Consider the following 23,507-nt stretch of genomic DNA (forward strand, 5'->3'; position numbering starts at 1 on the left):
CAAGTTGGGCGCACAATGCGCCCATTAGCAATTAATATTCTTCTACAGTACGAACTTACGCTTGCGTACTGGTACGACGAACCAACACCACGCCAGCCCCAACTAATGCCCCAATGGCACCCCACATAATCAGCAGGAATACACGACGTGGGCTATCACGGGTTACCGGATCTTCTGGTGTACGTAAGTAACGATAAGCTTGGAATGTTTTATCCAGCGTTGGACCAATGTTCAATGTTGCCAGCATTGCACGGTTCTGATCGTAATCAATATCAAAACTTGGGCCGGTAGCCTGCAAGGTTTCCAGACGAGCTTCAAGCATCGGTTTACCTAACATAAACATTTTGGAGTCAGGTAACTGTTCCGCCGGGGTATCTGTTTGATTACGATTAATCCCTTGCTGACTCGCCACTTTCAATGCTTGCTGAACCGCAGCAACTTCACGGTTGTACACCGCTTGAGCTACCGCTTCTTGCCGCTGAACCTGTGCTTTCATTGACTGAGTCCGGGCTGCCCAAGCGCCCTGAATTTCGTCATTCAAATGGCTGGCTGCACGTTGGCTGGCAAACTCAATATAACTGCGCAGTAATTTATTTGAGTCACTGGCGGTTTCTGCCGTCAATTTAATACTGTCATTCAGTATTTTTTTGTCATCACGTGGCGTGAAAACAATATTGTTTATCAGCTCATCCAATAATGCGGCATCCGCTTTAGCATCACCTTCCAGACGCTGTTTGTAGTAATCACTTTGCAGCCAAAAATCACGACGGGTATCGTAGGCGGCTAACTGAGTAATAAACTCGCTGTAGGCTTCATCAGAAATACCTGGCTGCTCACTAGCCGCGCCACTATTAATGCGCGTATCCAAATTGCGCAAAAACTGCTGCTGAGAATAATAACCACCTAAATTATTGACAGTTGGCCTGTCTGTAATGGCTGTCGCACTCCACTGCTGTTTCACCAAATAGGAAACACCCAGCGCTATTGCAGCAAAAAGAATTGCCATACCGATAATCCATACCTTACCGCGCCAAAGCGTGCGGCACAGGCTACGGATGTCTAATTCGTTATCCACAGCAGGCTCATTATTGGTAGACCCTGTTTTATCAGTCGATATAGATTCTGGTTTCATCACTGCCTAAAAGCCTCTGGTTAAGATTCATGCTTATTTTGCGATGCACGGCGCATCCGACGCTTGAGACGTTTGATAAAACGCGCCACTCGCCATGCCCGTTTAATGCAGTAGTCATACAACAGAAATGCAAGCAAGAATAGTGCCAACATGGCCCATTCAGGGACAAATGCCAGCCGTTCGCCGATAATACCTACTGCCGCCAGCAACACCGCAGCCAGAGTGATTAAGACAAAAGCCTGCCGAGAAGTAAAACCGGCACGCATAATCAAATGATGGATATGCTGACGATCCGGAGAGAAAGGACTCATACCCTTGCGTAAACGCCGATACATGATGGCAATCATATCCATCAATGGAATGGCAATAATCCACAATGCGGTCACTGGATTAATCGGATGAGCATTCCCTTGAGTGCTTTGCAACAGCAGCCAAATAGCCGTGAAACCAATCAGTGTACTGCCAGCATCCCCCATAAAGACTTTATAGCGGCGCCCTAATAATCCAAGGTTCAGCAAGATATACGGCAAAATGGCAGCAATCATCGCAAAACACCACAGTGCTAATGCCATCTGCCCACTTTGGTACAGCAAAATACCCATGGCACCGAAGGAGACGCAAGACAGCCCGCCCAGCAAGCCATCAATACCATCCACCATATTGAACGCATTTATTGCCGCCCATACCGCAAACAGTGTGACAACATAACCGAACGGCCCTAACACCATTTCCCATGGGCCAAAAGCATGGCCTAAGCTGCGCAAATAAAGCCCGCCGATTGCCATCATGGCAATACCGACCAGCGCCTGGACAAAAGCCCGGATTTTTACACTGATATCAAAGCGATCATCTAAAGCGCCAACAAACACCAATAAACCGGCGCAACCGAGGTATAGACGGAAATGGGGAACCTGCTGGTTAGTAATCAGGAAGGTAAAACAAATACCCGCAAACACGGATATTCCGCCCACTAATGGGATCAACCCTTGGTGGCGTTTACGATAATTAGGTTTATCGACTAATCCAATTTTCTTGGCAACTTTGCGAGCAACAAATAAAAATGCCAGAGAAAACAGGAAAATAACAAATATTTCAGTACTCATAGTGAGTAAGTTCACGTTTAACCGCTCTCTGCAAAAAGATACGACAGCTTAGCATGTGGCTTGGCGTATACCATGCATTCCCCATGCTTTCAGTTATTTCTGAATATGATGACAGCCTTGCTTGTTATTCCCAACTCTATTTTTGGTATTTTCTCATTGGTAGTGAGAATAAGTCCAAAAATAGAGGTAAGTTCGATCTTTTTATCCATATGATTGATAACAAACCCGGCTATCGTATATTCCAAATGCAAAAAACGCCACGGCTGAGCGTGGCGTTTTAACAAAATAAGCTATACCCGTCATCTTTCAAGCCGCAACATTATTAGCAGCCATCATTCACTCAAACCATTGAATTATCTCAACGCTTTGAGTTCACTCAGTTGCCACCTCCCTGCGACTCGAAATCTATTGGGTATAAACTTACGAACGTCTCATGTTATCGAAGAACTGATCGTTGGTTTTTGCTGTTGCCAGTTTGCTGATGAGGAACTCCATTGCATCGATTTCACCCATTGGATGAAGAATACGACGTAAGATCCACATTTTTTGCAGTTCTTCAGTGGTGGTCAACAGCTCTTCTTTACGAGTACCAGAACGGTTGAAATCAATCGCTGGGAACACACGTTTTTCGGCAATTTTGCGCGACAGATGCAGTTCCATGTTGCCGGTACCTTTAAATTCTTCATAGATAACTTCATCCATTTTAGAACCGGTATCAACCAATGCGGTGGCAATGATGGTCAGGCTACCGCCCTCTTCAACATTACGTGCGGCACCAAAGAAACGTTTAGGACGATGCAAGGCGTTAGCATCGACACCACCGGTCAATACTTTGCCTGAAGCAGGTACCACGGTGTTGTATGCGCGGGCCAGACGGGTAATCGAATCCAGCAAAATGATAACGTCTTTTTTATGCTCAACCAGACGTTTAGCTTTCTCGATAACCATTTCTGCTACTTGCACGTGACGGGATGCTGGTTCGTCAAAAGTAGAAGCAATAACTTCACCTTTCACCAGACGTTGCATCTCGGTCACTTCTTCCGGACGCTCGTCAATCAGCAATACCATCAGTACGCAATCAGGGTGGTTATAAGCAATGCTGGTCGCAATGTTCTGCAACAGCATGGTTTTACCCGCTTTTGGCGGAGCCACAATCAGACCACGTTGGCCGCGACCGATTGGCGATGCCAAATCGAGTACACGAGCGGTTAAATCTTCAGTCGAACCATTACCGCGTTCCATGCGCAAACGAGAGTTGGCATGTAATGGGGTTAAGTTTTCGAACAGGATTTTGTTACGGGCGTTTTCCGGTTTGTCGTAGTTAACTTCGTTAACTTTCAACAATGCAAAATAACGCTCACCTTCTTTCGGTGGACGAATCTTACCGGCAACGGTATCACCAGTGCGGAGGTTGAAACGGCGAATTTGGCTTGGGGATACATAGATGTCGTCGGGACCGGCGAGGTAGGAGCTGTCTGCTGAACGGAGGAAACCAAATCCATCCTGCAATATCTCCAACACACCGTCACCGAAGATATCTTCTCCACTTTTCGCATGCTGCTTAAGAATAGAGAAAATAATATCTTGTTTACGCATCCGGGCCAGGTTTTCCAGCCCCATATTTTCGCCAAGTGTTATCAGATCAGAAACCGGCGTGTTCTTTAATTCGGTAAGATTCATAATGGTGGGTTCTTAAACTCGGGGTATGTCTCGAACTATGGTCGTGAATGGTATGGCAGCGTCATCCGTGCCTGTTTAACGGGACATTCAATCACCGGCCTTGGACAAACTACGCAAGTAATCACTTACGCGAGATTTGCGCGACACAACGGTATACAGATTGAAGGTGCCTTAGACTGATTTTGTAAAACACTAGACTGTCAAAAACCGATTGAGTTCATACATATTCTCAACACAAATTATTTCGACATAGAGTAAAACTTTAGATTCAAACTATTTAGATGCTACAGACTATTTCTTAGATACTAAAGAATAAGCTAGATGCTACAAACCCGGACTCAATACACAGGAATGTTCTATACGCAGTGAGGTAAACTTAACACGCTTCTTTGCAGGCGTCTAGCGGTCAGTGTGAGAAATCACAACTGCCGCTAGACACACCCGACGGCCTTGAAGCTACAGCGCTGTCAGCAGCTCTTACTCGCTCGAATCACCGACCACAATCAGCTTATCGGAACTTGCTTGTCTGCTGCCTTCCTGTAACGCCAATGACGTAGGGTGTAGGCGATTTAACGCCGCTTACAGATTTGCATCCAAGAATGCTTTGAGCTGACCTTTAGACAAGGCGCCAACCTTGGTGGCCACAACTTCACCGTCACGGAATAACAACAACGTAGGGATGCCACGGATACCATATTTTGGTGCCGTGCCCTGGTTTTCATCAATATTCAACTTAGTGATGGTCAGTCTGCCTTCGTACTCTTCAGCAATTTCATCCAAAATCGGAGCAATCATCTTGCACGGACCACACCATTCAGCCCAGAAATCGACCAGAACCAGGCCGCTGGCTTTCAGCACGTCAGTGTCGAAGCTGTCGTCACTCAGGTGAATAATTTTATCGCTCATGTTCTACTCCAAAGGATTGTGTCTACCTCGTTGGTGTAGCATTAACCAACAATAGGATGACTTTATTTCACCGGATACGCTTTCGTAAAGCAATAGTTAGCTGATATTCTACCACACTATGAGCAAAACACACTTGACCGAACAGAAGTTTTCCGACTTCGCCCTGCACCCGCTAGTTGTTGAAGCCCTTGAAAACAAAGGGTTTCAATATTGTACGCCTATTCAGGCGTTAGCATTGCCACTCACCCTATCCGGGCGTGATGTAGCGGGTCAGGCGCAAACAGGAACCGGCAAGACGCTGGCATTCTTAGCGTCTACTTTCCATTATTTGCTTTCTCACCCGGCAGAAGAGGGTCGCCAGACTAATCAACCACGCGCATTGATTATGGCACCAACGCGTGAATTAGCAGTGCAAATTCACTCCGATGCAGAATCACTTTCCCAGATGACCGGGCTGAAATTAGGCTTGGCTTATGGTGGTGACGGCTACGACAAACAGCTTAAGGTGCTGGAAAGTGGCGTTGATATTCTGATCGGCACCACTGGCCGTTTAATCGACTACGCAAAACAAAATTACATTAATCTTGGCGCAATTCAGGTTGTGGTCTTGGATGAAGCGGATCGGATGTACGATTTAGGCTTTATTAAAGATATCCGCTGGTTGTTCCGCCGCATGCCTTCTGTTGATAAGCGCTTAAACATGTTGTTCTCTGCCACTCTCTCGTACCGGGTACGTGAATTGGCATTCGAGCAGATGAATAACGCAGAATATGTTGAAGTGGAACCGTTACAAAAAACCGGCCACCGCATTCAGGAAGAGCTGTTCTATCCTTCAAATGAAGAAAAAATGCGTCTGCTTCAGACGTTGATTGAAGAAGAGTGGCCAGATCGCTGCATTATTTTTGCGAACACGAAACATCGCTGCGAAGAGATCTGGGGCCATTTGGCTGCTGATGGTCATCGTGTCGGTCTGTTGACCGGTGATGTCGCGCAGAAAAAACGTCTGCGTATTTTGGAAGATTTCACTAAAGGTGATTTGGATATTCTGGTTGCGACCGATGTTGCCGCCCGTGGTCTGCATATTCCACTGGTGACCCATGTCTTCAACTATGACTTACCAGATGACTGTGAAGACTATGTTCACCGCATTGGCCGTACCGGTCGTGCTGGCGAAAGTGGCCATTCCATCAGTCTGGCATGTGAAGAGTATGCATTAAACTTACCGGCTATTGAGACCTACACCGGTCATAGCATTCCGGTAAGCAAATATAATAGCGATGCGCTATTAACAGATTTGCCGGCGCCAAAACGTCTGGCCCGTACCCGTACCGGGAATGGCCCACGCCGTAACTCTGCCCCACGCCGCAGTGGTGCACCACGGAATAACCGTAAGCGACCGAGCTGATAAATGATGCTAAGTTCCACCTCACTTTATGCTGCCATCGATCTTGGCTCCAACAGTTTCCATATGTTGGTGGTACGTGAGGTGGCAGGCAGTATCCAAACATTGGCCCGCATCAAGCGAAAAGTCCGTTTGGCTGCCGGTTTGGATACCCAGAATCACCTGTCGCAAGAAGCGATGGAGCGTGGCTGGCAATGTCTGAAGCTTTTTTCAGAACGTTTGCAGGATATTCCTCTGGATCAGATCCGTGTGGTTGCGACAGCCACTCTGCGTCTGGCCTCGAATGCTGAAGAGTTCCTGCAAACTGCAACCGAGATCCTCGGTTGCCCGATCCAGGTTATCAGTGGTGAAGAAGAAGCCCGCCTAATTTATCACGGTGTAGCCCATACCACCGGCGGTCCAGAACAGCGTCTGGTGGTTGATATTGGCGGGGGCAGCACTGAGCTCGTGACCGGCAATGGCGCGCAAGCGAATATTCTGGTCAGCTTATCAATGGGTTGTGTCACTTCGCTGGAGCGTTACTTTAGTGACCGCAATCTGGCAAAAGACAATTTTGAACGTGCTGAACTGGCTGCCCGTGAGATGCTCAAACCCGTCGCCAAACGTTTTCGGGATCATGGCTGGCAAATCTGTGTCGGAGCCTCAGGTACCGTCCAGGCGCTGCAAGAGATCATGGTCGCTCAGGGGATGGACGAGCTGATCACCTTAGCTAAATTGCAACAACTTAAGCAAAGGGCCATTCAGTGCGGCAAGTTAGAAGAACTGGAAATTCCGGGTTTAACTCTGGAACGGGCGCTGGTTTTCCCCAGCGGCCTCTCTATTTTAATCGCGATATTCCAGGAATTGGCAATTGAAAGCATGACACTGGCTGGCGGCGCGCTGCGTGAAGGGCTGGTCTATGGCATGCTTCATTTACCGGTTGAGCAAGATATCCGTAGCCGAACGGTACGAAATTTGCAGCGCCGCTATTTACTTGATACCGAGCAAGCCAAGCGTGTCAGTAAATTGGCCGATAACTTTTTGCTTCAGGTAGAAAAAGAGTGGCATCTCGATGGCCGATGTCGGGAGTTATTGCAAAATGCCTGTTTGATTCATGAAATTGGGTTAAGCGTCGATTTTAAACGTGCTCCCCAACATGCTGCTTACCTGATTCGTAATCTGGATCTCCCTGGTTTTACCCCCGCTCAAAAGCTGCTGCTTTCTGCCCTGTTACAAAATCAGGGTGATACTCTCGACCTGTCGCTATTGAATCATCAGAATGCATTGCCCGTAGATATGGCCCAACATCTGTGCCGCATACTACGTCTGGCAATTATTTTCTCCAGCCGCCGGCGGGATGATACTTTGCCAGCTGTCAGGTTGCGGGCGAATGGCGAGGAACTTTATGTGCTGCTGCCGAAGGGCTGGTTGCAACAACATCCTTATCGGGCTGAAGCATTAGAACAAGAAAGTCATTGGCAAAGCTATGTCCAATGGCCTCTATTGCTAGAAGAACTCAATTAAGTTTTCATGCTATTGGGTGGCCTTTCGCCACCCAATCTTCCTTTGCCTCCCTCGCTAAAAAACTTATCTTACTGCGGTTACCTCTTACAAAATAAAGCAAAACTGTCAGAATGTGATCGTCGCCAGCTTAAAATAGAAACAATGTGTGTATTTTTATAAAACAGCGTTTCTTTATTGAGTTATTTGTTTTATACGCCACCTCCAGGGAAAGAACGCTGCGTCCAAATTGCTTAATCTCATTGATGAGGAACAAAAATGCGAGCACAGCTTCAACGCCACCATACCGCGGGTATGCTGGTGATTATTTCCGGTCTGATGGTCGGCACCCCCATGGCGATGGCTGCCAAATCAAATAGTCACGATGCCCCTCAGCAGGTGCAAGTGCCCACTCTCGCCTATGATGAAAGCAGCATTGTTCTGGTGTGGAAAGCGCCTGAAGATACTCGCAAAATTGTTGATTATCAGGTTTATTCTGCTGGAAAATTGTTAGGTAGCGCCAGTGAGAATAATGATAAATTCTCGCCAGCCAAGCCCTATATCACGAATTTCTATGCCAATGACAAAGATAATTTTCAGCATAAAATCGTGATGCAAAACTTTACAGCTGTGGGCCTTAAACCGGAAACCAGCTACCAATTCACAGTGAAAGCGCAGTACGCTGACGGCTCTTTATCTGCAGCCAGTAAGCCCATCACGGCAAAAACCACCGCCAAACCACAGATTGTAAATGTGCGCGATTTCGGTGCAGTTGATGATGGTAAGACTCTGAATACCAAAGCGATACAGCAGGCAATTGATAGCTGTAAACCAGGTTGTCGCATTGAAATCCCTGCGGGTATCTACAAGAGTGGTGCGCTGTGGCTGAAAAGCGATATGACCCTTAATTTACAAGCTGGGGCGACTTTGCTGGGTTCAGAGAATCCAGAGGATTATCCAGCGGGTTACCGCCTGTATCCTTATTCCACCATTGAGCGCCCAGCTTCATTGATCAATGCCATCGACCCAAATAACAGCAAACCCGGCACATTCCGTAATATCCGCATTACCGGCTCAGGCATCATTGATGGCAATGGTTGGCAGCGCGCGAAAACCGCTGAAATTTCAGACGAATTAGGCCATCCATTACCGCAATATGTTGCCAGTAAGAACAGCAAAGTGCATGAAGATGGCATCCTGGCCAAAAATCAGGTTGAGAAGGCGGTTTCTGACGGTATGGATTTAAAAAATGCTTATGGTCAACGCCGCTCTAGTTTGATGACATTACGCGGGGTAGAAAACGTCTATCTGGCTGGCTTTACCGTACGTAACCCCGCTTTCCACGGCATTATGAATCTGGAAAATCATAATGTGGTTGCCAATGGGTTAATCCATCAAACCTATGATGCAAACAATGGCGATGGTATTGAATTTGGTAATAGTCAGAATGTCATGGTGTTTAATAATTTCTTTGATACCGGCGATGACTGCATCAACTTTGCTGCTGGCACTGGGGAGAAGGCGCAACAGCAAGAGCCAATGAAAGGCGCATGGCTGTTTAATAACTATTTCCGTATGGGACATGGCGCAGTGGTCACAGGCAGCCATACCGGGGCTTGGATTGAAGATATTTTGGCTGAAAATAATGTCATGTATCTGACTGACATCGGCCTGCGTGCCAAGAGCACTAGCACCATTGGCGGTGGAGCGCGTAATGTAACTTTCCGGAATAATGCCATGCGCGACCTGGCTAAACAGGTGATGGTAATGACCTTGGATTATGCTGACAGTAATGCCAATATTGATTATCCACCAGCCAAGGTTCCGGCACAATTCTATGATTTCACAGTAAAAAATGTGACTGTAGATAATACTACTGGCAAGAATGCCTCTATTGAAATCAAAGGGGATACCGCCAATAAAGCCTGGCACCGCTTAGTGCACGTCAACAATGTGCAACTTAACAAGGTTAGCCCGACGGCCATCAGTGACTTACGTGACAGCGAATTCAATAAAGTGACGTTCACTGAATTACGCGGCGATACGCCATGGCACTTCAGTGAGATACAAAACGTCACGGTTGATGGCAAACCCGTCACGCCTTAGTACCTGCATACCTTGGTTTTGATCGATAAAAAAACGGGCGGTAATGTATCGCCGCCCGTTATTATTTCGCGGCATCCGCGCCTATTTTTTGGCTTTCGCTAACTGAGCACGAATATTGGCCAGGTGGCTCTGCCCTTTTTGCATCCGCTCTTCTGGGCTAACAACTTTGCGCTCATTGTCCCATTTCAAGTCATCCTGCGGTAACTCCATCAGGAAACGGCTGGGTTCTGGCCGGATCAACTCGCCATACTGACGTCGCTCTTTGCATAACGTGAAGAACAGCTCGCGCTGAGCACGAGTAATCCCCACATACGCCAACCGCCGCTCTTCATCCACATTATCTTCATCAATGCTGCTTTGGTGTGGTAGCAAACCTTCTTCCATGCCAACTAAGAACACATAAGGGAATTCCAACCCCTTTGAAGCATGCAGCGTCATGAGTTGCACTTGGTCCAACTCTTCGTCACTCTCTCCACGCTCCATCATATCGCGCAAGGTAAAGCGCGTAACAACTTGGGTCAGTGTCATCGGTTCATTCAGTTCCGACCCTTCCAACATTTCGGTCATCCAACTGAATAATAGATTCACGTTTTTCATCCGCATTTCAGCGGCTTTCGGGCTAGGAGAGGTTTCAAACAACCAGCTCTCATAATCGATACCGTGGATTAAATCCCGTACCGCCGCTACCGGTTCACGTTCTACCAACCGAATAATACCGTCCATCCAATGCGTAAAACGTTGCAATGACTCTAAACCACGCCCTTTCAAATGCTCGCCCAGTCCCAAGTCGAAGCTGGCACGGAACAAACTTTTATTGCGCACATTAGCCCATTCACCCAGCTTCTGAATGGTCGCTGAACCTATTTCACGTTTCGGCGTATTCACGATACGTAAGAATGCGCTGTCATCATCCTGATTGGTCAAAACCCGTAGGTAAGCCAATAAGTCTTTGATCTCCGGACGAGAGAAAAATGAATCGCCCCCTGAAATCCGGTAAGGGATGCGGTTCTGCATCAACAGTTTTTCAAATAAGCGCGACTGATGGTTACCACGATATAAGATGGCATAGTCGCTATATTGCGTCTTTTTAACAAAGTGATGAGCGATAAGTTCACCGACCACTCTTTCGGCTTCATGATCTTCATTATTGGCAGTAATGACTTTTAGCTCATCACCATATCCCAGCTCAGAAAACAGTCGTTTTTCAAAAACATGGGGGTTATTGGCAATCAAAATGTTGGCTGCTTTCAGGATTCGACCAGAAGAGCGGTAATTCTGCTCCAGCTTGATCACTTGTAGCTGCGGAAAATCCTCATTCAGCAAGACTAAATTCTGTGGTCGTGCACCGCGCCATGAATAGATGGATTGGTCATCATCACCCACTACAGTAAAGCGCGCCCGACTGCCGACCAATAATTTAACCATTTGATATTGGCTAGTATTGGTATCCTGATATTCATCTACTAATAGATAACGCAGACGATTTTGCCAGCGCTCACGCACTGCCAGATTATTTTGCAGCAACAACGTTGGCAAAGAGATAAGGTCGTCAAAGTCCAGCACATTGCAAGCTTTCAAATGGGCGTCATATAAGCCATAGCAATGCACAAACAGCTTATCGCGCTCGGAGCGTGCCAATGCCGCAGCTGCTGCTGGGGAGAGCAGATCATTTTTCCAGTTGGAGATCGCCGAGATCAACTGTTGCAATAACGTTTTGTCGTCTTCCAGCCACTTATGGGTTAGATCTTTCAACAAACCTAACTGATCTTGGGCATCGAACAGCGAGAAGTTCGATTTCATCCCCAACGCGGCATACTCTTTTTTGATGATTTCCAGCCCCAAAGTATGGAAGGTGGCAATCATTAGCCCCCGTGCTTCTTTCCGCCCCAGAGTTTGAGCCACGCGCTCTTTCATCTCACGCGCCGCTTTGTTGGTAAAGGTTACCGCAGCAATATGTTTGGGCTGATAGCCGCACTGGCGAATCAGATGGGCAATTTTGTTAGTAATGACCCGGGTTTTGCCCGATCCCGCACCGGCCAACACCAGACAGGGTCCAGTGACAAATTCGACGGCTTGTTGTTGGCTGGGATTTAATCGCATGGCACTCGGAAGCTCTGTGGGTTAACAAGGAGGAACAGGATTGTAGCAGAAAGCGGCCAATGAAAAAAAACCACCTGCGGTTTTTGATTGGTAAAACTCCGCTCGTAGATTTGTAAAACACCGCCCACAAGGGCCCCATCACCCTCAAAATAAGCTACACTGGCGCGCTTCGAACTCGATTGAAGATAACCTTCCTTCAAGACTCAATATATTAGTGGTGATTGTTACTATGGCAAACAAAGCTTCCGCTCTGCACATTCTGGTTGATGATGAAAAGCAGGCGAACGATATTCTGGCGCAGTTGAATAACGGCGCTAATTTCCAAGAGTTAGCAAAAAAGTTCTCTAACTGCCCGTCAAAACGTAATGGCGGCGACTTGGGCGAGTTCAATAAAGGGGATATGGTTCCGGCATTCGATAAAGCGGTATTTAGCTGTGAATTGCTGCAACCTTATGGCCCAGTAAAGACCCAATTCGGTTATCACATCATTAAAGTGTTGTACCGTAACTAAATTGGTCGTGCGCTGCCTTATATAGGTGGCGCAACCCGGCACTCTATATAAAACACATTATTTTAGTTTATATTTTGTTCATTTCCAAAGAAGTTTCTGACTGTGTCATACAACCATCAATAAAGCTCTCAGCAATTTGTAACTGACTCCTAATTTCCCGTTCATCACATTTCTTTAATCTAGCAATAGCGCATTTGGATTGGCCATAAACATAATGACGAAGAATAAGCTCTAATCCGCTTTCTTTAGAAGCACGCTGTAAGTTACCAAGAATATTATCTATTATAAGCCCGTCATTATCGCAGCAAGGCTCAACTTTACGCCGTATCGCAGTCGCGCTCTTAAATCCACTCGCAATATGTGGATAATCAAGATGAGGATGATCTCTGGCCCAGACGCCCCAACGTGCCAGAACAGTTTTAATATCATTCATAACTTATCTCCTTAATATATTTTAATTCCATTTATTTTTAATAATTAGAATTAGTAGTCTATATAAATAAACAATCATTACTAAATAGCGAAGAAGCTTACTATAAGAAAATTAACATTTTAATTTTGAGACCTATGCCAAAAAATCAGGCAATAGCATTAGTAAAAAACAATATTTTATTTATTGGCGACATATTTAAAATATATCTCACATGGTTATATACAAATAATTTATTATAAAAGTAAATTGATGATTGAGTAAATAATCACTATAAAATATGCAAGCCAATCAAAGCAGTGGCTTGCATTATAACTTAATGACCGAGTTTACTCTTTAAAACCTGGCTTACCATTTTCGGCTCGCCATTTTTTAATAAAATTAAGGACACCTTCAGGACTATCCTCTCTATCATCTGAAGGATAAAAAAGAATATCTGTTCCATCAGGATGGTCAACTGCGTCAACAAGTTCGTGAACTACTGCATCAAGCTCTTCCTCTGACTTAAAATTCCCATCAAAAAGGGATTTAATCAGTTCAAGAAATTCGCTCTCAGTATATTCTGATAACTTCTTAATGGTCATCGTTACACTCCATTTCTTGTATGTATTTCAATATGTCGCTTCGGTGTGACCACGCGCAGATTATCTATATCATAAACTGCACCACCACCATTAATTGGATTGACGTGATGAATTTCATATTTTTCTCTTCCTCCAACATGTTCTTTTTTAGGAGGGAATGGAGAGATCCCATTACGCATAATAGATCTGTTGATTTTATTAAACTGCCCCGCCAATTCAGGATCTTGACTCACCTCCCTCCAAAATGTTTCCCGGAATTTATCAAAGCTACTGAATTCTTGGCCTCGTAATTTATCCGCAATTTGTGATGGGATCGGTGCCCCCAGACCTTTACCCGCCTCGGCTAACCAATTACCAAAAATTGGCTCTCCATGCCCCGTTACAACACCCGGCTCATTCCTTGGACTATTAAGATAAATATACACCGGTTGCAATCCCGAGTCTGCCGGGAACCAGATGATGTAATCGTGGAAATGCCCCTCCTGTAACAGAGGTTGTGGCAAGACGAGCGGGCTTGCTACATGTTCAATATCTATGCCGGTATTCAGCGGGAGTACTGGCACATTGGCTGGGTTCGGAAATACCCATCTGACTTCGGACCCAGAGGGACGTACTGGGGTAAAAGTAAAGGTTCGTGGCGGCAGACTATCAGTGGTAAAGGTATAAACCCCTGTTGATCTGTCAAACTGGGCAACACCGGCTTTCACCTTAGAGGTAATACCAGCGATTCCCGTTTTGACCGCCCAGAACACCGTAGTATTACGAGTATTCGCCATTACCATTCTGGCGGGGAGGTCAATCTCACCTTCTAATGGCAACGGAGTCGTCGCTGATAATCCCATTTCACTAAGAGCTATACTGCCTGCCAAAGGGGACGGTGCCCCACTTTGGCCTGTATTACTCGGATAGAAACCTGCACCGATAATTGCGGCGATCGGAACTGCCAACGAAGAGACGGCAATAGTTCGAAATTTTGCTAATGCCGCCGATAATGAAGTACTCAGGCCTTGAATCGCAGGAGAAGCCAGGGTGATAGCCCCTTTATCTGCGATAGAAAAACCGGCGGAATATCGACTTCTTATCGGGTGAGCAGGTAAGAAAAATGTATTTTGATGAACAATCCTCTGTCGCTCAACCTCCTCAGCGGCTTGTTGTTCCTCTACAATTCGCCGCCTTTCTGCTGCCTCTACCGCCAGTCGAGCATTCTCAGCATGAACTCGTTGGACTTTAGCCTGAATTAAATGCTGTTCTGCATTATTGACTTCATCTTGGGCCATATTTAATTGATGTTGAGCAGAATTTAAAGCCGTCTGAGCCACATGAATCTTGGCCTGATGCGCTAAGAGATGCTGGCGCAGCAGATTGTATTCCTCAATAATTAGCGCCTGCATGATTAACGCAGGATGTTCATCCTTAAAGAAATCAAGATCTTCCTGAGTAATCCCATTAGGGAAAGGATCAAAGGCTTCACCACCAATAGTGAGCAACTTATCTAAGTCTTGACGATTCTCCACCTTAATGTTGTATACAAATTGATATCTATAATTCATTGATAAATAATAATACTCTTCAAAATCCTCATTGAATGGGTGCCCCTCAGGATCGGTTAAAAGTTGCCCTTCCCAACTATTTTTAAACTCATCTAATACAGCCTGGAATGGGTAAACATTATGTTGCTCTCGGCGTAAAGCATCATTGGCGATACTCAGCAGGTTCTCCGCAGCCTCGATTGGATAGCTGGCCTCCCATGCCGCCTGCTTTCGCCGATCTTCATCTTCCTGCTGCCTTATTTGCTCTGGCGTCAACAGGGTAGTTACCGAGATATAAACAGGATCTGTTTTAGCCTCTGGTGGGAAGTAAACAATGGCGTCATGACTGTGATTTCCTAATGGAGAGGAAACTGCTATCACCGGCGCATCTTTTACCTCATTGATCCCTTTTGCCGGTAATGTTGCGGGTGGTGGGGATTGCGTCTCAACGTGGATGTGAATCGGCGGCATACCATGCAATATTTGAGCAGTAAATACCCCTGGCCGTACCGTGGGCTTAGCTTGAACGACTGGCACAGTGGCGGGCACATTATTGGATTTCACTAGCGCAATTTTCTGCATACCATCCTGCACCATATCGTGGAGTCGGGTATTAGCGACGACTGCGGGTTGTGTCGGTAATTGAGCAAATGGCATGGTTGTAATCCTGTCGGCGGGCAGGGTGACAACCGTACGCCGGGTTACTGACATATCATCCTTGGCAATTTCAGATGGAACGAGCATCATGCCAACGATACCAGCGAAGCGACCGACATACGGTGCCGCATCCATGGCAACCACCGCTAATCGGCTAAACGCAGCATCCATTGCAGCAGCCACCAGCTTCGGGTTATACAGTGTGAACCCCCATTCGCTGGCAACCAATGTCAAGGGAACCGCGATACCAGGCACAATGGCCACCTGAAGTTCTGGTTTTTCTGACAGATTAGGTGAATTTCCGCGATGCCCTGCGTTGTGACCGCCGCCCCGGTTGCCACGAGAAGAGTGGCTGTTGCCAAACTTTCCTGGATTGTAATTGTGAAGCGGGCCATAGGGCGTCTGTGATACTCCCCATCCCTTACCACTGTTAGGATTTCCGCCACCAAAACCTGTTGGCCCGCCTTTCACACCACCGGTAGGGCCACGACCACCATGTCCTGTTACATTACTGTGTCCTTCTCCCATATTTTATTTCCTTATTTAAGTATTCTGACTAACAAGAGTTTTATTATTTATATTCTTTTTTTTCACCTCTTTTATATTGATAGGACATTTAGATTATTTCTCGTACATTTCCAGAGGGAATTTCAATTGTGTTAAGCACCCTTCAATAAAACTTTCCACCATTCTTAATTGGCGTCTAATCTCCCGTTCATTATATTTTACCAGCCGAGCTATTGAGCACTTTGACTGACCATAAATATAATGGCGCACAATAAGCTCCAGCTCCTTTTCTCTTGATGCACGCTGTAAGTTAGCAATGATATTATCAATTGCGAGTCCGTCATTATCACAGCAAGACTCAATACCTATTTGACTAATCATCAGATCTTTAAACTCATTATCAATATGAGGATAATCAAGATTGGAATTATCTCTAGCCCATACTCCCCAACGTGCCAGAACAGTTTGAATATCACTCATTAGTTTTCTCCTTAATATATTTAAGTATTTTTAATATGACTGACTACAATAAAAATAAACAAAAAAACCTCGCTAATTAGCAAGGTTGATGCATCAAAATAAAAATAATGTTATGTTTTATGAAATCAAAAATAGATATTAGTGGCGATGTATTTAACCACGATTGACACCTTACAAGAGTTTTTACGGGCCGCGATAGCATTAATTTAATAAATTTTTATAGCGTCGAAATACATAAAATCCGAGATAAAAAAAAGCCTCTCTTTGCAGAGAGGCTTTCAGAATGGCTTATTACTGGATACTGCCCAAACCTAAAATGGCCAGTAAGATAGCTTGATTAACCCGCAACCGCGATACGTTTCATATCAGTCATATACCCACGCAGCTTATGCCCTACAGCTTCGATTGGGTGATTGCGAATAGCTTCGTTGACATCGCGCAGTTGAGCATTGTCTACCGCAGTACCGGCAATACTTTTACCCAAGTCCCCGGCTTGCAGAGAATCCATGAATTTGCCTTTCAGCAATGGAACTGCCGCGTTAGCAAACAGGTAGTTACCGTATTCCGCAGTATCAGAGATAACCACGTTCATTTCATACAGACGCTTACGAGCAATAGTGTTGGCAATCAATGGCAGTTCATGCAGCGATTCGTAATAAGCAGACTCTTCGATGATGCCAGAAGCCACCATAGTTTCGAATGCCAGCTCAACCCCAGCTTTCACCATCGCAATCATCAACACGCCGTGATCGAAGTATTCTTGCTCAGAGATTTTGCCTTCATACTGTGGCGCATTCTCAAACGCGGTTCTGCCGGTCTCTTCACGCCAGTTCAGCAATTTAACGTCGTCTTCAGCCCAGTCGGCCATCATCCCGCTGGAGAACGCACCGGAAATAATATCGTCCATATGTTTCTGGAACAGCGGCGCCATAATCTCTTTCAGTTGTTCGGACAGCGCATAAGCACGCAGTTTAGCTGGGTTGGACAGACGGTCCATCATCAGCGTAATCCCGCCCTGTTTCAGAGCTTCAGTGATGGTTTCCCAACCGAATTGAATCAGTTTTTCAGCATAAGCAGCATCGGTACCCTCAGAAACCAACTTGTCGAAGCACAGCAGTGAACCGGCCTGCAACATACCACACAGGATAGTTTGCTCGCCCATCAAGTCAGACTTCACTTCAGCAACGAAAGAAGATTCCAGCACACCGGCACGATGGCCGCCTGTCGCCGCTGCCCATGCTTTGGCAATCGCCATACCTTCGCCTTTAGGGTCGTTTTCCGGGTGAACCGCGATCAATGTCGGCACACCAAAACCACGTTTGTATTCTTCACGAACTTCGGTACCTGGGCATTTTGGCGCAACCATCACCACAGTGATGTCTTTACGCACTTGCTCGCCCACTTCAACAATGTTGAAACCGTGAGAATAACCCAGTGCTGCACCATCTTTCATCAAGGGCTGAATCGCCTGAACTACCGCAGAATGCTGTTTGTCTGGTGTCAGGTTAACCACTAAATCTGCTTGTGGAATCAACTCTTCGTAGGTACCTACTTTAAAGCCGTTCTCGGTCGCTTTACGCCATGAAGCGCGCTTCTCTGCAATCGCTTCTTTACGCAGGGCATAAGCCACATCCAAACCGGAGTCACGCATGTTCAAGCCTTGGTTCAGACCTTGCGCGCCACAGCCGACAATCACCACTTTTTTCCCTTTCAGGTAGCCTGCTTCATCGGCAAATTCATCTCGTGCCATAAAGCGACACTTACCTAATTGCGCCAACTGCTGACGTAGGTTCAATGTGTTGAAATAGTTAGCCATGGTATTACTCCGTTCGGGTTCTGTTTTGTGGGTGCAGCTATTTTTCTGGTTACTGCAAACGAATGTTGTGTTTGTGTACTGAATGTTTTTCACATCCCCTGTCTGTGCTGGGGATTAGCGTGAATTCACTATATGACAGGAAATCCATTGCGGAAATTGATATATTGACAATGTCACATTGCAATTATTGCAACGTTCTTATTACATTCCCAGTGAGGGCTGGCGGCCATGGATTTACGCGACTTAAAATTATTCCTGCATTTGGCTGAAAGCCGCCATTTTGGCCGCTCAGCCAAAGCGATGCACGTCAGTCCATCCACCTTGTCGCGCCAGATCCAGCGGCTAGAAGAGACCATTGGTCAACCGCTGTTTTTGCGTGATAACCGCACGGTACAACTGACCGATGCCGGCACCCAGTTAAAAGCTTTTGCACAACAAACCTTGCTGCAATATCAGCAATTGCTTCATGCCCTAGGCCAACACGGCCCGTCACTGAGTGGTGAATTACGGTTATTTTGCTCGGTCACCGCGGCATACAGCCATTTACCGCCGATTCTCGATCGCTTCCGGGCTCGCCATCCACTGGTTGAAATTAAACTTACCACCGGCGATGCAGCCGATGCTGTTGATAAAGTGCAATCCAATGAAGCTGACTTGGGGATTGCCGGTCGCCCTGAAGTTTTACCCACCAGCGTGGCTTTTACCCAAATTGGCGAGATCCCATTGGTGCTCATTGCCCCGGCACTCCCTTGTGCGGTGCGAGAGTTAGTGTCAGTTGAGCAGCCAGATTGGGCCAATATTCCCTTTATTTTGCCGGAACACGGCCCATCACGAAAACGTATCGATTTGTGGTTCCGCCGCCAACGCATCACTAACCCATTGATATACGCAACAGTTTCCGGTCATGAGGCTATTGTGTCGATGGTGGCGTTGGGATGTGGCGTGGCGTTGATTCCATCGGTGGTGGTCGATAACAGCCCAGAACCAGTACGTAACCGAATTTCGCTATTGGATGATATCTCGCTGGTAGAGCCTTTTGAATTAGGTGTTTGTGTGCCGAAAAAGCGGCTCAATGAACCGCTGATTGAAGCATTTTGGGGGCTATTATAATGCGTTCCCTTATTAGCTGGCATCAATAGCATTAACCCATACCGTATTGAGCACTATTTATTGCAGAGCGTCGAATTGGTTAGTCGTTGCCACAAAAGTATTGAGCATATTACCCTGCCCGTGATAATCAATGTTCGAAAATACAGACTCTTGGGCAGAGAAACTGCCTATTGCTTCGATTAATGAATTCATACCTGGCCCAATGGGGGCTTTATCTTTAATATTGATAATTTCCTGACCATAAATATCATATTCCGTATTCTGGCTATCTATTAATTTCCCACGTTCATTATATTTACTTTCACATTGCTTATAGCCAATAACATTACCGTCAGGATCATAATTAGTATTAATGGTAACATTACGCTCAAGGATCTCTGAATCATTAAAGTAATCCTCACTTATAAAACTCAGAATATCATTAACATATAGTGCATCAGAATTATTTATTATATTACCCTGCTCATTGAAGTATTCAGCTTTAACTCTATACCTCCCTACAACACTATATTTTATATAAAAATTGGCCGACTTATAAGCCTCACCCGAATTACTATCTAAAACTGTATATTGTTTTATAACTTCATCGTCTAATATGTTATTGGTATAATTTTTCTCACTCTCTTCTGTTTTGTTTTTATGTCGATCAAAATATTCACTTTTGATCGTGTTAACACCTTTTCGATTATAGTCTATAGAAATAATTGAAGATTTATAAACCTCACCAGTAATGTTGTCTGCAACACTATATTTAGTGGTAACTTTACGGTTAAAAATACTATTATTATGGTATTTTTCAATTGTCTTGGTAATCTGTTTATTTTTATTATAATACGTATTTTTTATATATTTAGAGCCACGATGATAATAGCTCTCATCGACAGATTCTATTTTATTACTCTGCTTATCAAAATATTCCTTATTGATACTAACAATATTGCTCTCACCTTCGGAGCCATAGCGCACAGTAGTAATTGACGACTTATAACTCCCACCAAAACTGCTATCTGATACTATATATTCAGTTTCAATTCTTTCATTCAATATTTTATTAATATATTTTTTCTCAATAGTTTTCGTTATATTACCTTGCCTATCAAAACATTCACTTTTAATACTGTAGACATTATCAGTGTCTCCTGATACATAGTGCTGAGTAATAACCGATGATTTATAAGTCTTACCAGTATTGCTGTCTAAAACAATATATTTAGTTTCAACTGTGCTATTCAATACATCATTAAGATAGCAATATTCAAATATCTTTGTGATATGATTATTTTCATTATAAGAACAAAAGCCAATTTTGACGAACTTCCAGCCGTTACTATAGCTGGTCTGACTCATAGTAACTGTTATGTTACCCTGTCGATCAAAATACTCCTTGTCGATCTTTACTGTACTATTTTCACCATACGATGTAGTTATAATGGATGATTTATAAGTCTCACCAGTATTGCCATCTAAAACTGCATATTTAGTTTCAACTCTCTTTTGAAGAAAATCATTAATACGACATTCTTTAACCTCTTCGGTGATATATTTATTTTTATTATAACTGAAGCGTATAACGTCGACCTGCCTCGTACTATCACCATCATTGCTCTTATTAGTAATCTCGGTGATCTGGCCATCTTTATTATAAGATATAATATCAGTATCACTTGAACCGCTATGAAATTCCTTCTCAACTACGGTCTTTGTGAGATGCTTATATTTATCATAATAGTGAGCATTGATTATTGTATAATCCTCACGATAAATATAGGATGTTTCAATAATCTCTGTTATACCTTGATCGTTAGTATTAGCATAGAATACGCTACAGGAATCTCTTATCTTTCCATTGCTATATATATCAGCAGTAACAGATGTCATATAAAACTTGCCAGCGGAGTCATTTGAAAAAGTAAAATCAACGTGACCATATAAAATACCCTGGGAATATATTTTCCTGGTAATTTTTGTTATATGACCATTTTCATCCTCAAATACCTTCTGATCTTCTTCTTTAAATTCATCGATTGGAATAGCAACATTTAAAGATGTTAATTCATCTAATGTGTTTTTTGGTACTGATAATTCACCATTGGCATTGTTCAAATTATTCAGCTCAGTTGCATCTTTCTGCTCCGAGGTAGCTACCGACGGTTCTAAAATACTCATACTTATAAACTCCATTGTTTTATTAAATGTTATTAACCCTATTAAGCGCAATGCAATTGTGATTTAACAGAATGTTAATTTCAGTTGCACTGATAATAATAATCAATTTAATTTATATTTCTCATGCTTAAAGAATATTTGAGAAAATAGGAGGTTTTTAAAACACTATTAATACAAAAATAAGCAATATAAAAAAACCCAGACTCTTATGGAGACTGGGTTTAAATAAGACGGGATATTGAATTTATATCTAGCTACACCAACTAACCGGCTAAAAAGAATTTAAACGCTGGGTTATCTGTTTCATCATGGCAATCGTAGCCCAGTGCTGTCAGATGTTGTTCAAATTGCGGCTCAGTTGCCGATAACTCAAACCCGGCCAGCACCCGGCCAAAATCAGTGCCGTGGCTGCGATAGTGGAACAGCGAGATATTCCAATGCGTGCCCAAGGTATGCAGGAATTTCAGCAATGCGCCGGGTGATTCCGGGAATTCAAAGCTGAATAAGCGCTCACGCAGCGGTTTGGAAGGGCGCCCCCCCACCATATAGCGCACATGTAGCTTCGCCATCTCGTCATCGGACAAATCGACGACCTGGTAACCTTTCTCCTGCAACTCGGACAAAATCTCCGCCCGCTCTGCATAACCGCGGGTCAAACGCACCCCGACGAAAATACAGGCGTTATCTGCATCGGCATAACGGTAGTTAAATTCGGTCACTGAACGACCGCCCAGCAACTCGCAAAAACGCAGGAAACTGCCCTTTTGTTCGGGGATGGTCACCGCCAGCAAGGCTTCGCGCTGTTCACCCAGCTCACAGCGCTCTGAAACATAGCGCAAACCGTGGAAGTTAACATTAGCACCAGATAGCACATGAGCCAGACGCTCACCTTTAATATCGTGCTGCTGAACATACTTTTTCAGTCCCGCCAGTGCCAGCGCCCCTGAAGGCTCAGCAATGGCGCGCACATCTTCAAATAAGTCTTTTACCGCCGCACAGATAGCATCACTGTCGACAGTAATAACATCGTCCAGATACTCCTGACACAAGCGGAAAGGCTCATCACCAATGCGCTTAACGGCCACACCTTCGGCAAACAACCCAACTCGCGCCAGATCCACCGGCTTACCCGCCTGCAATGCAGCATGTAAACAGGCGGAATCTTCGGCCTCAACCCCAATCACTTTAATCTGCGGCATCAGTTGCTTGATAAGCACCGCCACACCGGCCACCAGCCCGCCACCACCGACCGGAACAAATACCCGGTCAATATGTGCGTCTTGCTGGAGCAACTCCATCGCCAGCGTTCCCTGCCCGGCAATCACTGCCGGATGGTCAAACGGAGGCACAAAGGTATACCCCTGCTGCTGGGACAGTGCGATAGCTCGGGCTTTGGCTTCATCAAAATTGGCACCAAACAACAGCACCTCGCCACCAAAACTACGCACAGCATCAACCTTGATATCAGCGGTTGCCACCGGCATCACAATTAGAGCCTTAATGCCGAGTTTACTGGCCGAAAGCGCCACACCCTGCGCATGGTTACCCGCCGAAGCAGTTATCACGCCGCAAGCTTTCTGTTCTTCCGTCAGCCCGGCTAACATGGCATAAGCACCGCGCAGTTTAAAACTGTGCACCGGCTGCCGGTCTTCTCGCTTCACCAAAATGGTATTACCCAAGCGGGAAGAGATTTTTTCCATCACTTGCAGCGGGGTGACTTGCGCCACCTCATACACCGGCGCGCGAAGTATCGCCCGCAGATATTCGGCCCCGCAGGGGGCAGCAGATAAGGGTTGAGATACCGCCATG

Annotated in this window: 17 protein-coding genes; 5 read left to right on the forward strand and 12 right to left on the reverse strand. The window is 45.3% G+C overall.

The genetic code is table 11. The features are described 5' to 3' along the window. Window positions 1–55: 55 nt before the first annotated feature. From wzzE to trxA, 4 genes are all read right to left on the reverse strand, one after another. Entirely contained in the window at window positions 56–1,132 is a 1,077-nt protein-coding gene (wzzE, locus tag N0H69_RS21075; protein ID WP_050123917.1) for an ECA polysaccharide chain length modulation protein, read from the reverse strand. Window positions 1,133–1,152: 20 nt separating this feature from the next. Next, window positions 1,153–2,250 (reverse strand): UDP-N-acetylglucosamine--undecaprenyl-phosphate N-acetylglucosaminephosphotransferase, encoded by a 1,098-nt coding sequence (gene wecA, locus N0H69_RS21080; RefSeq protein ID WP_072077681.1) that lies wholly within the window; start codon window positions 2,248–2,250, stop codon window positions 1,153–1,155. Window positions 2,251–2,655: 405 nt separating this feature from the next. Further along, the gene (gene rho, locus N0H69_RS21085; RefSeq protein ID WP_004704159.1) at window positions 2,656–3,915 is read right to left on the reverse strand and encodes a transcription termination factor Rho; all 1,260 of its coding nucleotides are present in this window, start codon (window positions 3,913–3,915) and stop codon (window positions 2,656–2,658) included. A 579-nt stretch (window positions 3,916–4,494) separates the two neighbouring features. Next, a complete protein-coding gene (gene trxA, locus N0H69_RS21090; RefSeq protein ID WP_004710101.1) occupies window positions 4,495–4,821 on the reverse strand; it encodes a thioredoxin TrxA in 327 nt (108 codons plus the stop codon). Between the two features lie 118 nt (window positions 4,822–4,939). On the opposite strand from trxA, the gene rhlB reads away from it, so the two are divergent. The 3 genes from rhlB to N0H69_RS21105 all read left to right on the forward strand — a co-directional run bounded on the left by rhlB (window position 4,940) and on the right by N0H69_RS21105 (window position 9,808). After that, the gene (rhlB, locus tag N0H69_RS21095; RefSeq protein ID WP_050110871.1) at window positions 4,940–6,226 is read left to right on the forward strand and encodes an ATP-dependent RNA helicase RhlB; all 1,287 of its coding nucleotides are present in this window, start codon (window positions 4,940–4,942) and stop codon (window positions 6,224–6,226) included. A 6-nt stretch (window positions 6,227–6,232) separates the two neighbouring features. Continuing rightward, on the forward strand, window positions 6,233–7,726 hold the full coding sequence (gene ppx, locus N0H69_RS21100; protein WP_050152168.1) for an exopolyphosphatase: 1,494 nt from the start codon (window positions 6,233–6,235) through the stop codon (window positions 7,724–7,726). Between the two features lie 255 nt (window positions 7,727–7,981). Continuing rightward, window positions 7,982–9,808 (forward strand): glycosyl hydrolase family 28 protein, encoded by a 1,827-nt coding sequence (locus N0H69_RS21105; RefSeq protein ID WP_050135675.1) that lies wholly within the window; start codon window positions 7,982–7,984, stop codon window positions 9,806–9,808. 81 nt (window positions 9,809–9,889) lie between these two features. On the opposite strand, the gene rep is transcribed toward N0H69_RS21105, so the two are convergent. Continuing rightward, a complete protein-coding gene (gene rep, locus N0H69_RS21110; protein WP_050152159.1) occupies window positions 9,890–11,908 on the reverse strand; it encodes a DNA helicase Rep in 2,019 nt (672 codons plus the stop codon). A 229-nt stretch (window positions 11,909–12,137) separates the two neighbouring features. On the opposite strand from rep, the gene ppiC reads away from it, so the two are divergent. Continuing rightward, window positions 12,138–12,419 carry a peptidylprolyl isomerase PpiC gene (gene ppiC, locus N0H69_RS21115; RefSeq protein ID WP_004704164.1) on the forward strand — a complete coding sequence of 94 codons (282 nt, stop codon included), beginning with the start codon at window positions 12,138–12,140 and terminating at the stop codon, window positions 12,417–12,419. Between the two features lie 67 nt (window positions 12,420–12,486). Here the strand turns inward: ppiC and N0H69_RS21120 are convergent, their stop codons facing one another. The 5 genes from N0H69_RS21120 to ilvC form a co-directional block, all read right to left on the reverse strand. Next, a complete protein-coding gene (locus N0H69_RS21120; protein WP_050152160.1) occupies window positions 12,487–12,852 on the reverse strand; it encodes an antiterminator Q family protein in 366 nt (121 codons plus the stop codon). 326 nt (window positions 12,853–13,178) lie between these two features. After that, window positions 13,179–13,433 (reverse strand): bacteriocin immunity protein, encoded by a 255-nt coding sequence (locus N0H69_RS21125; protein WP_050152161.1) that lies wholly within the window; start codon window positions 13,431–13,433, stop codon window positions 13,179–13,181. 2 nt (window positions 13,434–13,435) lie between these two features. Next, window positions 13,436–16,147: a pyocin-S2/colicin E7-DNase domain-containing protein gene (locus N0H69_RS21130; protein WP_050152162.1), complete on the reverse strand. Its 2,712-nt coding sequence runs from the start codon at window positions 16,145–16,147 to the stop codon at window positions 13,436–13,438. A gap of 93 nt (window positions 16,148–16,240) precedes the next feature. Then, the gene (locus tag N0H69_RS21135) at window positions 16,241–16,606 is read right to left on the reverse strand and encodes an antiterminator Q family protein (RefSeq protein ID WP_050152163.1); all 366 of its coding nucleotides are present in this window, start codon (window positions 16,604–16,606) and stop codon (window positions 16,241–16,243) included. A gap of 337 nt (window positions 16,607–16,943) precedes the next feature. Then, window positions 16,944–18,422, reverse strand: a complete 1,479-nt coding sequence (ilvC, locus tag N0H69_RS21140; RefSeq protein WP_050110862.1) for a ketol-acid reductoisomerase — start codon at window positions 18,420–18,422, stop codon at window positions 16,944–16,946. Window positions 18,423–18,650: 228 nt separating this feature from the next. Between ilvC and ilvY the strand changes: the two genes are divergently transcribed. Then, window positions 18,651–19,532, forward strand: coding sequence for an HTH-type transcriptional activator IlvY (gene ilvY, locus N0H69_RS21145; RefSeq protein WP_050110860.1), 882 nt, complete (start codon window positions 18,651–18,653; stop codon window positions 19,530–19,532). A gap of 57 nt (window positions 19,533–19,589) precedes the next feature. Here the strand turns inward: ilvY and N0H69_RS21150 are convergent, their stop codons facing one another. Next, entirely contained in the window at window positions 19,590–21,698 is a 2,109-nt protein-coding gene (locus tag N0H69_RS21150; protein WP_050152164.1) for a hypothetical protein, read from the reverse strand. A 263-nt stretch (window positions 21,699–21,961) separates the two neighbouring features. Continuing rightward, the gene (ilvA, locus tag N0H69_RS21155; protein ID WP_050110857.1) at window positions 21,962–23,506 is read right to left on the reverse strand and encodes a threonine ammonia-lyase, biosynthetic; all 1,545 of its coding nucleotides are present in this window, start codon (window positions 23,504–23,506) and stop codon (window positions 21,962–21,964) included. Window position 23,507: the final 1 nt, after the last annotated feature.

The sequence above is a fragment of the Yersinia alsatica genome (assembly GCF_025133195.1).
Classification (GTDB): Bacteria; Pseudomonadota; Gammaproteobacteria; order Enterobacterales; family Enterobacteriaceae; genus Yersinia; species Yersinia alsatica.